Source organism: Caloramator sp. CAR-1 (assembly GCF_030546345.1).
Classification (GTDB): Bacteria; Bacillota; Clostridia; order Clostridiales; family Caloramatoraceae; genus Caloramator; species Caloramator australicus.
In genome coordinates this window covers 1-11975 of sequence record NZ_JAUONW010000001.1, presented here as the reverse complement: position 1 = coordinate 11975, position 11975 = coordinate 1, and the positions used below count along the sequence as shown (strand labels likewise).

The 11975-nt window shown below is 34.6% G+C and carries 13 protein-coding genes, 1 tRNA gene, 1 rRNA gene and 1 other RNA gene; 15 read left to right on the top strand and 1 reads right to left on the bottom strand.

What is annotated here, in order from left to right:
* Nucleotides 1-294 precede the first annotated feature (294 nt).
* The 6 genes from Q3V94_RS00080 (at nt 295) to recR (ending at nt 4268) form a co-directional block, all read left to right on the top strand.
* Entirely contained in the window at nt 295-1101 is an 807-nt protein-coding gene (locus Q3V94_RS00080; RefSeq protein WP_303524474.1) for a response regulator, read from the top strand.
* Between the two features lie 61 nt (nt 1102-1162).
* A tRNA-Ser gene (locus Q3V94_RS00075) sits at nt 1163-1255 on the top strand.
* Between the two features lie 3 nt (nt 1256-1258).
* Nucleotides 1259-1523, top strand: an RNA gene (ffs, locus tag Q3V94_RS00070) — signal recognition particle sRNA large type.
* Between the two features lie 91 nt (nt 1524-1614).
* Nucleotides 1615-3216, top strand: a complete 1602-nt coding sequence (dnaX, locus tag Q3V94_RS00065; RefSeq protein ID WP_303524472.1) for a DNA polymerase III subunit gamma/tau — start codon at nt 1615-1617, stop codon at nt 3214-3216.
* Nucleotides 3217-3317: 101 nt separating this feature from the next.
* Nucleotides 3318-3656, top strand: coding sequence for a YbaB/EbfC family nucleoid-associated protein (locus tag Q3V94_RS00060; RefSeq protein WP_008909620.1), 339 nt, complete (start codon nt 3318-3320; stop codon nt 3654-3656).
* A 15-nt stretch (nt 3657-3671) separates the two neighbouring features.
* A complete protein-coding gene (gene recR / locus Q3V94_RS00055; protein WP_303524471.1) occupies nt 3672-4268 on the top strand; it encodes a recombination mediator RecR in 597 nt (198 codons plus the stop codon).
* Nucleotides 4269-4363: 95 nt separating this feature from the next.
* On the opposite strand, the gene Q3V94_RS00050 is transcribed toward recR, so the two are convergent.
* Complete coding sequence (locus Q3V94_RS00050) at nt 4364-5083, bottom strand: DUF6062 family protein (RefSeq protein WP_008909623.1); 720 nt, start codon at nt 5081-5083, stop codon at nt 4364-4366.
* A 115-nt stretch (nt 5084-5198) separates the two neighbouring features.
* Here Q3V94_RS00050 and Q3V94_RS00045 point away from each other — a divergent pair, with 115 nt between their 5' ends.
* From Q3V94_RS00045 to Q3V94_RS00005, 9 genes are all read left to right on the top strand, one after another.
* The gene (locus Q3V94_RS00045; RefSeq protein WP_008909624.1) at nt 5199-5420 is read left to right on the top strand and encodes a hypothetical protein; all 222 of its coding nucleotides are present in this window, start codon (nt 5199-5201) and stop codon (nt 5418-5420) included.
* A 46-nt stretch (nt 5421-5466) separates the two neighbouring features.
* A complete protein-coding gene (locus tag Q3V94_RS00040) occupies nt 5467-5745 on the top strand; it encodes a pro-sigmaK processing inhibitor BofA family protein (protein ID WP_274766867.1) in 279 nt (92 codons plus the stop codon).
* A 219-nt stretch (nt 5746-5964) separates the two neighbouring features.
* Nucleotides 5965-6543, top strand: coding sequence for a 2-oxoacid:acceptor oxidoreductase family protein (locus Q3V94_RS00035; protein WP_008909626.1), 579 nt, complete (start codon nt 5965-5967; stop codon nt 6541-6543).
* On the top strand, nt 6536-6838 hold the full coding sequence (locus Q3V94_RS00030) for a 4Fe-4S binding protein (RefSeq protein WP_008909627.1): 303 nt from the start codon (nt 6536-6538) through the stop codon (nt 6836-6838). Before Q3V94_RS00035 ends, Q3V94_RS00030 begins: the two co-directional genes overlap by 8 nt.
* An 18-nt stretch (nt 6839-6856) precedes the next feature.
* On the top strand, nt 6857-8035 hold the full coding sequence (gene porA, locus Q3V94_RS00025; RefSeq protein WP_303524468.1) for a pyruvate ferredoxin oxidoreductase: 1179 nt from the start codon (nt 6857-6859) through the stop codon (nt 8033-8035).
* Between the two features lie 11 nt (nt 8036-8046).
* The gene (locus tag Q3V94_RS00020; protein ID WP_274766868.1) at nt 8047-8991 is read left to right on the top strand and encodes a thiamine pyrophosphate-dependent enzyme; all 945 of its coding nucleotides are present in this window, start codon (nt 8047-8049) and stop codon (nt 8989-8991) included.
* A 246-nt stretch (nt 8992-9237) separates the two neighbouring features.
* The gene (locus tag Q3V94_RS00015; RefSeq protein ID WP_303524466.1) at nt 9238-11169 is read left to right on the top strand and encodes an OPT family oligopeptide transporter; all 1932 of its coding nucleotides are present in this window, start codon (nt 9238-9240) and stop codon (nt 11167-11169) included.
* 48 nt (nt 11170-11217) lie between these two features.
* Entirely contained in the window at nt 11218-11562 is a 345-nt protein-coding gene (locus Q3V94_RS00010; RefSeq protein WP_303524464.1) for a hypothetical protein, read from the top strand.
* A 313-nt stretch (nt 11563-11875) separates the two neighbouring features.
* Nucleotides 11876-11975 (top strand): 16S ribosomal RNA (locus tag Q3V94_RS00005); the annotation flags it as partial.

Here is an 11975-nt window from a genome sequence, read left to right as displayed (position 1 = left end):
TTTATTATATTCCTTCCAAGTTCATCAGTCGATTCTTTAACTACCTCAACAAGTTTTGTAAAATCCCATTCTTTTGACAGCATTTCTTCTACATTTTTTATTAATTTAGTAGTGAAATTTATTAAATGTTGTTGTATAATATCATGTTGTATAATATTATTCAAAAGAGACACCCCCTTATTGATTTGTGTTTTTTCCACTTTTTATTTTACCACAGGGGTTGTCTCTTTTAAATTTTTTGTCCTTTTTCGTCCTACAATAATTTTACACTATGAGGTTAAGGTGAATATGTTTATGATTATGGAAAAATCGAAAAACAGGGAAATACTACTTGTAGATGACTCAAACCTGATACAAGTTTCTTTAAAAGAAATTCTTCAAATGGAAGGATATTCCGTTGAGTTAGCTTCAAATGTGGATGAAGCTATAGCTACGATAAAAAGAAAAAATGGCCAGTTTCATCTTATTATTCTTGACGTTCATATGCCCAATAAAGATGGATTTTATTTGGTAGAACTTCTAAGGAAAGATGAAGAGTTTAAAAATTATAAGAACGTTCCAATTATGATGTTAACTTCTGATGCTACAATGGTTACGGTTAAGAAGGCTATAGAAAAGGGAGTTAATGATTATCTCAATAAACCCTTTAAAACATCTGAAATTTTAAAGAGGGTGGAAAAATTAATATTAGATAAAAAAGAAACAAATCATAAAAAGTTAATTGATGCTCTACAAGATGAAATAGAAAGGGCTAAAAGAGGAAATTATAATTTGACTTTAATTATTGCTAGCTGTGAAAGTGAAAAAGATGTAAAGATCAGCGAAATCATAAAGAATATATCAGACAGATTAAGGAAAGTAGACACCGTCCTTGAACTTGGAAATTCAACTTTTTGTGCGATATTGCCCTTTACCGGGTTAAATGGAGCGCAGGTGGTAATCGATAGGATAAAGGAATATCTTATTGGAAAGTGGTATATTGGAATATCCGAATATCCATCCGAGGCAAAAGATGCCCTTGAATTATATAAATTGGCTAAAGAAAAAATAACAAGGGAAATAAGCCAAGAAATAAATAAGATAGAAGAAGAAAAGGCATAAGCTTACAAAAATTGTTATTGAATTATTTCTTTAAATATAGTATAATCTATAAGTGCCATATGGAGAGATGTCCGAGAGGTCGAAGGAGCACGACTGGAAATCGTGTGAACCCCTATAAAGGGTTCCGCGGGTTCGAATCCCGCTCTCTCCGCCATGGCCGTGCTAGACGGGGAGGTAGCGGTGCCCTGTAACCTGCAATCCGCTATAGCAGGGTTGAATCCCTTGCTGAGGTACCTGCCTGTGGGGACTGCCCCTGGCAAGTGGTGTTGATAACTGGGTCCTATGCAACAGAAACCTGTGAACCCCGCCAGGTCCGGGAGGAAGCAACGGTAAGCAGGCACTTCTGTGTGCCATGGGGAAGCCTGGTTGGAGCTAACTACCAGGGTAACGCCTGTAGGTTTATATCAAGGCAAGGTGCACGGCCTTAAAGATCTGGATTGCCAGGTCTTTTTTTATATACAGACATCAAGCTGGTGCTAAGTCACCAGCTTAATTTTTAAAGGAGCTGATTTTATGAGAATTGCTCTTTATAGAAAATGGAGACCTCAAAACTTTGATGAAGTTGTCGGACAGGAGCCTATTATTAAAACTTTAAAAAATCAAATAAAAGCTGGACATATATCGCATGCTTATCTTTTTTCAGGAACTAGAGGAACAGGCAAAACATCGACAGCAAGAATATTTGCAAAGGCTATAAACTGTTTAAATCCAATAGATGGGAATCCATGTAATGAGTGTGAAATATGCTCAGGTATAAACAAAGGAACATTGCTTGATTTTATTGAAATAGATGCTGCATCTAACAATAGAGTTGAGAATGCCAGGGATCTTATCGATACTGTTTCAATTCCTCCTTCAAAGGCAAAATACAAGGTATATATAATAGACGAAGTTCATATGCTGTCAACTCATGCCTTTAATGCTCTTTTAAAAACCTTAGAGGAACCCCCTGAATATGCCGTATTTATATTAGCTACAACAGACCCTCAAAAGGTTCCAGTAACTATTTTATCAAGATGCCAGAGGTTTAATTTTAAAAGAATTAAAAAGGATGAGATTAAGGAAAGGCTAAAGCTTATTGTAAACGAAATTGGAGTAGAAATTGAAGAAAATGTTTTGGATCTTATAGCTTCATATTCTGATGGTGCATTAAGAGATGCCTTGTCTTTACTTGATCAATTGGTTTCTACAGTAAGCGGCAAAATAGATTATGAAAGCGTTATATCAATACTAGGTTTAACATCAAAGGAAAATATTTTTAAACTTGTTGATTTGATAATTGAAAAGGATATTCAAAATTCACTGAAACTTGTAGATAAAATTATATTAGAAGGTAAGGATATAAATAATTTTATAGAAGAAATTATTGCCCATCTTAGAAACCTTTTAATGGTAAAAGTCTCTAAAAATCCTACAGAGATTATAGATGCAAGTATAGACTATATAAAGGAGCTTAAAAATCAAGCAGGCAGGATTTCAAGTGAAGAAATAATGAGGGGGATAAATATATTTATAGAGGCGGAAAACGATGCAAAAACATTTATGCAGCCAAGGATCGCCCTTGAGATGGCGGTGATTAAGTTTTGTAGAATAGAATATGACACTTCCTTAGAAGTTATTTTAAATAGATTAAATAGATTAGAGGAAGCTATAAAATCTGGAAATGTAACTATAAATGTAAATTTAAAGGAAGAACACAAAAAAGAGACAAAACAAATATTAAAGGTAGAAGAACCATCAAAACAGGAGGCAAAGGAGGAGGCTGCATTAACTGTTGATGTTACTTTAGATGAAGCTAGAATAGCATGGCAGGATGTTTTAAATTATTTAAAAGTAAATAAAAGGATGAGCCTAGCTTCCCTACTTAATTTAGGGGATGTTACATCTGTAAAAAATGGGGAAATAACTATAACCTTTGAAGGTAAATATGCCTTTTCAAAAAAGAAAATCGAAGAGGGAGACAATAAAAAGTTTATTATAGAGGCCTTCTCTAAGGTTTTAAGAAAACCAGTTAAGATAAGACTTGAGGTTAAAGAGGAAAAGAATGATATAGAGGAAGCTATTAAAAAGACAAAGGAAATTTTTGGTGAGGATATAGTTGAAGTGGTTGAGTAAATTAATGGCTTGGAGAGATATAAAAAAAATGGTATAATTTTTAAAGACCCACATTCAAGTATTTGCATATAATAATATAAAGGCTACAAGGAGGTTTTAAAATGTTCAAGGGTGGAATGCCACCAATGGGAGGCGGATTTAATAATTTAATAAAGCAAGTTCAAAAGATGCAAAAACAAATAGAAGAATTTCAGGAAGAACTTCATAATAGAACTTTTGAAGCTTCAGCTGGCGGTGGTGCTGTAACTGCAGTGGTAAACGGTAAAAAGCAGCTTCTTGAAATAAAGATAAAGAAAGAAGTTGTTGATCCAGATGACGTTGAAATGCTTCAAGATTTAATACTTGCTGCAGTTAATGAGGCTACAAATAAAGCAGAGGAAACTGTAACAAGCGAAATGGCAAAGATAACTGGTGGACTTCAAATGCCAGGTCTTTTCTAATGTGGGGTGATTTTTTTGAATTTTTATCCCCATTCCCTTTTGAAACTTATTGATGAGTTTACTAAATTTCCAGGAATAGGGCCAAAGACTGCCCAAAGATTAGCCTTTCATGTTTTAAACATGGATGAAAAAGATGTAGAGAGTTTTTCAAAGGCTCTTGTAGATGCAAAAAAGAATATAAAGTATTGTTCCGTTTGTGGTAACCTAACGGATGTGGATCCATGTATAATATGCAAGAATACAGAGAGGGATAAAACAACCATCTGTGTTGTTGAAGAACCAAAGGATGTTATCGCAATGGAAAGAACAAGGGAGTTTTTTGGGATATATCATGTGCTTCACGGTTCTATCTCTCCGTTAGGTGGGATTGGTCCGGATGATATTAGAATAAAAGAGCTCTTATCTAGAATTACTCCTGAGGTTAAGGAGGTAATACTGGCAACAAATCCAAATGTTGAGGGTGAAGCAACAGCAATGTATATTGCAAGGCTTTTGAAACCTTTAGGAGTAAAAGTTACAAGAATAGCCCATGGAATCCCGGTAGGCGGGGACTTAGAATATGCCGACGAAGTGACTTTAAGTAAAGCATTAGAAGGAAGAAGGGAAATTTAAATCCCTTCTTTTTGTGTCTTCCTCAAAAAAACTCCTTCAATTCCAATTAAACTCCTTCAAAAGAAAATAAAGTCGTTCAAAAGGGAAGAGTAAATTTAAGGCTCTTCCTTATAACCAACTATTTTTTTTAATGCTCTTTGCACAGCATCTTTAGATGTTCCCCAAGGAGCATCGGCATTTAAATAATCAAACTTTTTAATAAACCACTGAATTTCCTTTTGTAATTCCTTTAAACTTTTGTTTTGAATTTCTTTTGTAACTTCAATAAATTCATTAATTCCCGTTTCGTAAGTATTATGATGATTACAATATGATAATATTAATAAATAATGATTTTTACAAAAACCTTTACAGGTTTTATATAAGGTTTTAAAATCCTTTTCCCTAATCCAAAGATGGATTAAAATGCCTATATTATCAATGATATTGGTATAAATTTTATTACATATAAAGCATTCTTGATTATTATCATATCTAATATTGTTGTGGGGTTTAAATATTTTGCGAATTAAAGAATCTTTATTTATTGATTGAGCACTTTTTTCAACATTATTTATTTCAATATCTATTATCTTATCTAGAATCAATGCTAAACCAAGCTTGTCATAGGTTTGATTAAGCTTTTCAAAATGCCGTCTACAAAATAAAAATTCATTCCCTAGTTTTGTGTAGAATTCGGAATCCATTACCATTTCTCCCAATATAACTTCTATTAATTGCCTTTCATATTCATTTTGAATTAAACACAGGGGACATTCAGCTGTTTTATTTTCAAAGGCCTCATAAACTCTTAGTTGTTCAATGGATAACTTCATAGCTTTCACACCTTTGTTGAATATTAAAACTCTTAATTATTATATATCAATAATCTGTTTAAATCCACCACATTTTGGGAATAATAACAGATAACATAGGGGAGGTGGATTTCTTATGGAAATGAATATAAAATTTGCTGAAAAGTTAAATATTGCCAAGGAAAAGGTCAATGAAAATGATGCATTAAAGGATGAATTCAAGGCTGCAGTTTTAGAGCTTGAACTTATAAGAAATTATATAAATTATGTGGATGATCCTGACCTTATAGAATATGCAATTTATGCTGAAAAGGCAATTCAAAAAAGGATTGCATACATTTTAAAGAAGTTAAGGTAATAATATTTTTTTGTTTGAATAAATATGATTTAAGGGGGGGATTTCTATGATGTTGAATATAGATCAAAGTATAATTTATTATTTAGGTGTAGTTATATTTTTAATTTTATTGGTCCTTTCAATGAAATTAAAAAATCTGATCATCTTTAAAATAATTTTAAAAACAGCAATTGGGGGACTTATTGTTTTTGCTATGAACATATTACTCAATCTTTTTCAAATGACTATACCTCTGAATTTAATAACATCGTTTTTAGTCGGAGTTTTAGGTATACCAGGGCTTTTATTAATATTTTTAATTAAATATATAGTATATCCGTTATAAAAAAATAATAAATATTTTTTATAGGATTCGCCTGATATGTCGAATCCTTTTTATTTTTTGAAATTATTGACTTTAAATGTAGGGTTTGTTACAATCTATTTGATGCCCTGTTATATTTTTGACTATTCTTAATTTTACTATTTTTAAAGAACTGTTATTAATTAATAATTATTATGTTATACTAGAATTTCTTTTTAAATGAAGGGAGGAAAAAGTAAAATGGGTAAGCTAGTTGAAATTCGTTGGCACGGTCGTGGTGGACAAGGTGCTAAGACAGCTTCATTACTTCTTGCAGAAGTAGCTTTTAATACCGGAAAGTATATTCAAGGTTTCCCAGAATATGGTCCAGAAAGAATGGGGGCTCCAATTACTGCTTACAACAGAATAAGCGATGAGCCAATAACAATCCACAGCAATATTTATGAACCAGATTATGTGGTTGTTGTTGACGAAACATTAATCAAGTCAGTTCCAGTTACAGCAGGATTAAAGGAAGGTGGAGCAGTTATAGTAAACACTGCAAAGTCACCTGAAGAAATTAAAAAGGAATTAAACTTCAACGGAAAGGTTTACACAATTGACGCAAGAAAGATTTCAGAAGAAACACTTGGAGCATACTTCCCAAATACTCCAATGCTTGCAGCAGTTGTTAAGATTACAGGTGTTATTCCAGTTGATGTATTCTTAAACGACATTGAAGCTTCATTCAAGCATAAGTTTGCAAACAAGCCACACGTTGTTCCAAAGAATATGGAAGCTGTGAAGAGAGCACTTGAGGAGGTGAAGGGAAATGAATAATAGAAAGATGAATATAACACCAAACACTACTTGGAAGGAAACTACACCAGGTGGAGTAATTCTTGATGCTGGTAATGCAGAGGATTTTAAAACTGGTGACTGGAGAGCAATGAGACCAGTATGGCATGAAGATAAATGTAAACACTGCCTACTTTGCTGGGTAGTATGTCCAGACAATTCAATCCTTGTTGAAGACGGAAAGATAAAGGGATTTGATTATGATCACTGTAAAGGATGCGGAGTTTGCACAAAGCAATGTAAGTTTGGCGCACTTGACTTCGTTCCAGAAGAATAATGAGGGGAGGATTAGGATATGGCAAAGAGAGTTTCTTTAAGTGGTAACGAAGCAGTTGCATTTGGTATGAAACAGATAAATCCAGATGTTGTTGCTGCTTTCCCTATAACACCATCAACAGAAGTTCCACAATACTTCTCACAATTTGTTGCTAATGGAGAAGTAGATACAGAATTCGTAGCAGTTGAATCAGAACACAGTGCGATGTCAGCATGTATAGGTGCTGCAGCAGCAGGTGGAAGAGTTATGACTGCAACAGCATCAGCAGGTCTTGCACTTATGTGGGAAATGCTTTATGTTGGTGCATCAATGAGACTTCCAATGGTTCTTGCTGTTACAAATAGAGCACTTTCAGGACCAATCAATATACATAACGATCACTCAGATACTATGGGTGCAAGGGATTCAGGTTGGATTCAGCTTTATGGTGAAACAGCACAGGAGGCATATGATAACTTAATTCAAGCAATAAGAATAGGGGAACATAAGGACGTTCAACTTCCAGTTATGGTTTGCTATGACGGGTTTATAACAAGCCATGCAGTTGAAAACCTTGAGATGCTTGATGATGAAGAAGTTAAAAAGTTTGTTGGAGTAAAAAGAGAAGCTCCATTTGCTTTAATTGGACAAGACCCAGTTTCAATGGGACCACTTGATCTTCCAAACCACTATTTTGAACACAAGAGACTTCAAGCGGAAGCTATGAAGAATGCAAAGAAGGTAATCCTTGAAGTTGCAGCAGAATATGAAAAGTTAACAGGAAGAAAATATGGCTTCTTTGAAGAATACAAAATGGAAGATGCAGAAGCTGCAATAGTAGTTATCAACTCTACTGCAGGAACTGCAAAGTTCGTTGTAGACAATTTAAGAGCACAAGGCAAGAAGGTTGGCCTTATAAAGATTAGAGTATTCAGACCATTCCCAGCAGAAGAGCTTGCAGAAGCTCTAAAGAACGTTAAGGCTGTTGCAGTAATGGATAAGGCTGATAGCTTCTCAGCAGCAGGCGGTCCATTATTTGCTGAAGTTAGAAGCGCTATGTATGGAAGAGCAGATGGAAAGATAGTAACTAACTATATATATGGCCTTGGTGGAAGAGACGTTACTACAACTCAAATTGAAAAGGTTTATGCTGACCTATTCAATGCAATTGAAACAGGAAAATATGAAGTTTACAACTACTTAGGTGTAAGAGAATAGGAGGTGTTTTTATGCCAAATTTAAAGGAGCTTTCTAAGAAGAAGGTTAGATTTACCGGTGGACATAGAATGTGTGCAGGTTGCGGAGCACCAATGGTTGTTAACTGGATACTTAAGGCTCTAAAGGATGATGAAAGAGCTGTTATTTCAAACGCAACTGGATGTCTTGAAGTTTCATCATGTCTATATCCATATACAGCATGGAAGGATTCTTGGATTCATACAGCATTTGAAAATGCAGCTGCAACTGTAAGTGGTGCTGAAGCTGCCTTCAAGGCGATGAAAAGAAAGGGATTGGTGGATGGCAAGTATAAGTTCATAGCATTTGGTGGAGACGGTGGAACATACGATATCGGTTTACAAGCTTTATCAGGTGCTATGGAAAGAGGACACGATATGCTCTATGTATGCTATGACAACGGAGCATATATGAATACTGGTATCCAAAGATCATCAGCAACTCCACTTGGTGCAGATACAACAACTTCACCAGCAGGAAAAGTAAAGCCTGGTAAGGAACAGTTTAGAAAAGATTTAACTGAAATTATGGTTGCACATAACCTACCATATGTTGCGCAATCAGTTCCTGTAATTCCTGGAACTCCATATATGTTCGACCTTTATAATAAATCAGAAAAAGCATTTAGTATTGAAGGTCCTAAATTCATGAATGTATTAACTCCATGCCCAAGAGGATGGAGATGCGATACAGCAACTGAGCTTGAACTTATGAAGCTTGCTGTAGAAACTTGCTTCTGGCCACTTTATGAAGTAGAAAACGGCGAATATAAGATAAATTATATACCAAAACAAAAGTTACCAGTAACAGAATGGTTAAAACCACAAGGAAGATTTAAGCATCTATTTAAGCCAGAAAATGAACATATAATCCAAAGAATACAAGAAGAAGTAGATAGAAGATGGGAAAGACTTTTATTCCTTGCAAAGGTTAAATAAAAAAGCTTCGGGCATTTGCCCGAAGCTTTTTTATGTGATAGGGGTATTCTCTAAAGGGTTAAATATATTTTGGTTTATTTTAAATATAACATAAATGATAATGATTGTCAATACCATATTTCTTTCTAACCATGCATTTAGAAAATATTAAAAATATTTTTAAATTTTCGAAAAATTTGAAGGAAAATTTTGTTTATTATAGAAATATAAATTAGATATAATCATTTTTTTAAAGGAGGAGGTTTTATGTCAAGAAAGGGTCTTCCAGAAGGCGCTTATGGTCTTAAGGAGGGACAAAAGTATGTGCCCTATATTCCATCAGAAAAGGTTATGCCTGAGTTTACTGCTTTGTCAATAGTTGTAGGTATACTTTTGTCCATCATATTTGGTGCCGCAAATGCTTATCTTGGACTTAAAGTTGGTATGACTATTTCAGCATCAATACCAGCGGCAGTTATTTCAATGGCAATAGTTAGAGTTGTTTTAAGAAGAAAGTCAATTCTTGAAAACAACATGGTTCAAACTATCGCATCAGCTGGTGAATCCCTTGCGGCAGGTGCAATCTTTACACTTCCAGCATTATTTTTATGGGGAGAAAGTCCAGATGCATTAACAATGGGAATAATTACATTTGTTGGTGGTGCTCTTGGTGTTCTTTTCATGATTCCTATTAGAAGATATTTAATTGTTCAAGAACATGGAAAGCTTCCATATCCGGAAGGAGTTGCTTGCGCTGAAGTTTTAGTTGCAGGTGAAGAAGGTGGAACAGGTGCAAAGTATATATTCATGGGAGGACTTGTAGGACTTGTTTATAAGTTCTTAGGGGACGGATTAAAGCTATTCCCAACTGAAATAGAATGGGAAATTAAAGGATATGAAGGTGCCGCAATTGGTGCTGATGTTTACCCAGCTCTTCTTGGTGTTGGATTTATAGTTGGTCCTAGAATTTCTGCTTATATGCTTGGTGGTGCAATCCTTGCATGGCTTGCATTTATACCGATGATTACATTCTTTGGGCATTACATTGCAGAACCAATTTTCCCTGCACCAGCTCCAATAAAGGAACTTGGATACTGGGGAATTTGGAGTAGATATATAAGATACATCGGTGCAGGTGCCGTTGCAACTGGTGGTATAATAAGTTTAATTAAGGCTCTTCCAACTATAATCAACTCATTTAAAGATGCAATGAAGGGATTCGGAGCAAAGGCAGCAGGAAAAATTGAAAGAATAGATAGTGATATGGATGCTAAGTGGATTATTGGTGGAGTATTAATTCTAGTTGTTTTAATGGCAGTTTTACCACAAATTCCAGTTGGTGTTTTAGGTGCAATCCTTATTGCTATATTTGGATTCTTCTTTGTAACAGTTTCATCAAGAATAGTAGGTCTTGTTGGAAGTTCATCAAACCCAGTTTCAGGTATGACAATTGCTACATTATTAATAACTACAGTTATATTAAAGTCCGCTGGCTATTCAGGACAAAAGGGTATGATTGCAGCCCTTGTTATTGGTGCGGTAATTTGCACTGCTGCTGCAATAGCTGGTGACGTATCACAGGACCTTAAGACTGGTTATCTTGTTGGTGCAACACCATGGAAACAACAGATTGGTGAAATAATCGGTGTTCTTGCATCAGCAGTAGTTATAGGATTTATTTTAATAATGCTCAACAAGGCTTATACATTTGGTTCAAAGGAACTTGGTGCTCCACAGGCAACACTTATGAAACTTGTTATTGAGGGTATTATGAATGGAAATCTTCCATGGAACCTAGTATTCATGGGAGTTGCAACATCATTAATGCTTGAATTATTTGGAATACCAGCACTTCCAGTTGCGATAGGACTTTATCTGCCGATCCATCTTTCAACTCCAATAATGGTTGGAGGTATTATAAGAGGTATAGTTGATAAGATGGAAAAGAGGGAAGATGTTCTAAAGGAAAAGGTTGAAGTTGGAGTTCTTTATTCATCAGGTCTTATCGCAGGGGAAGGCCTTATGGGTGTAATCCTTGCAGCATTTGCTTATGCTAATGTTGATTTGGCATTAAAGAGTATGCCACTTGGACAATGGGGTGCTTTAATCTTATTCTTAATAGTTGCATGGACACTTTGGATGTATGTAGATAAAGTAGGAAAAACAAATATTCCAAAGATCAAGACTATAAGTAAATAATTTTAGGCGGCATTTTTGCCGCCTAATTTTTAGATGGGGGGAAGTTAAGTGAAATACATATTATATGTGTTATCAATAGCAATAATAACAATGATTTTAATGTATATAGGATATTTAAAGGAGGCTAGACTGCCTAGCGAACTTATCAATGTGCTTTATATTAAAGCAAGAAAAAAAATACTTGATTATTTAAATAAAAATAAAAAGGCAAGCATTATGGAACTTCAGGATCTTATAAAAAATATTAGAGGAAGGGTATTTTGGAGTAAAAAACAGGTTAAAATAAATGAACCAGAAAAATTTGTAGATTTAATAATTAATGATTTACATCAAAAGGGATTAGTCGATATTGAATTTAAGGGGAGTAAAAAAATTATTTGCATAAAAGAATAATGAATAGAATTTTGAGGAATGGAAACACTAATAATGCTGACAACTAAACCTGGAATATCGATAGCTATAATTTCAAGATTAAAAGAGAAAAACATAGATTTTGTAATATAAACTCAAATAATGGGCTATAACAGATATGAAGCTATGTAATCATGGTGATAATATATAACATGTCGTCGCGAGGGCGGCGAGAAAAAAAGAAAAAAGATATTGACAAAGAGTAAAAAGCGTGATAAGATAAGAAACGCTGATTGACCTTTGAAAACTGAACAGTGGCGAAGCGACCAGCAGTAATTTAAGAAGCTAAGGATTTAAACATAAGAGTTTGATCCTGGCTCAGGACGAACGCTGGCGGCGTGCCTAACACATGCAAGTCGAGCGGAGATGCCAAGGAGCAATCCAAGGTGTCTTAG

Coding starts and splice junctions, on each gene's coding strand:
- Q3V94_RS00080 (WP_303524474.1), top strand. CDS start 295: ATGATTATGGAAAAATCGAAAAACAGGGAAATACTACTTGTAGATGAC.
- dnaX (WP_303524472.1), top strand. CDS start 1,615: ATGAGAATTGCTCTTTATAGAAAATGGAGACCTCAAAACTTTGATGAA.
- Q3V94_RS00060 (WP_008909620.1), top strand. CDS start 3,318: ATGTTCAAGGGTGGAATGCCACCAATGGGAGGCGGATTTAATAATTTA.
- Q3V94_RS00050 (WP_008909623.1), bottom strand. CDS start 5,083: ATGAAGTTATCCATTGAACAACTAAGAGTTTATGAGGCCTTTGAAAAT.
- Q3V94_RS00045 (WP_008909624.1), top strand. CDS start 5,199: ATGGAAATGAATATAAAATTTGCTGAAAAGTTAAATATTGCCAAGGAA.
- Q3V94_RS00040 (WP_274766867.1), top strand. CDS start 5,467: ATGATGTTGAATATAGATCAAAGTATAATTTATTATTTAGGTGTAGTT.
- Q3V94_RS00035 (WP_008909626.1), top strand. CDS start 5,965: ATGGGTAAGCTAGTTGAAATTCGTTGGCACGGTCGTGGTGGACAAGGT.
- Q3V94_RS00030 (WP_008909627.1), top strand. CDS start 6,536: ATGAATAATAGAAAGATGAATATAACACCAAACACTACTTGGAAGGAA.
- porA (WP_303524468.1), top strand. CDS start 6,857: ATGGCAAAGAGAGTTTCTTTAAGTGGTAACGAAGCAGTTGCATTTGGT.
- Q3V94_RS00020 (WP_274766868.1), top strand. CDS start 8,047: ATGCCAAATTTAAAGGAGCTTTCTAAGAAGAAGGTTAGATTTACCGGT.
- Q3V94_RS00015 (WP_303524466.1), top strand. CDS start 9,238: ATGTCAAGAAAGGGTCTTCCAGAAGGCGCTTATGGTCTTAAGGAGGGA.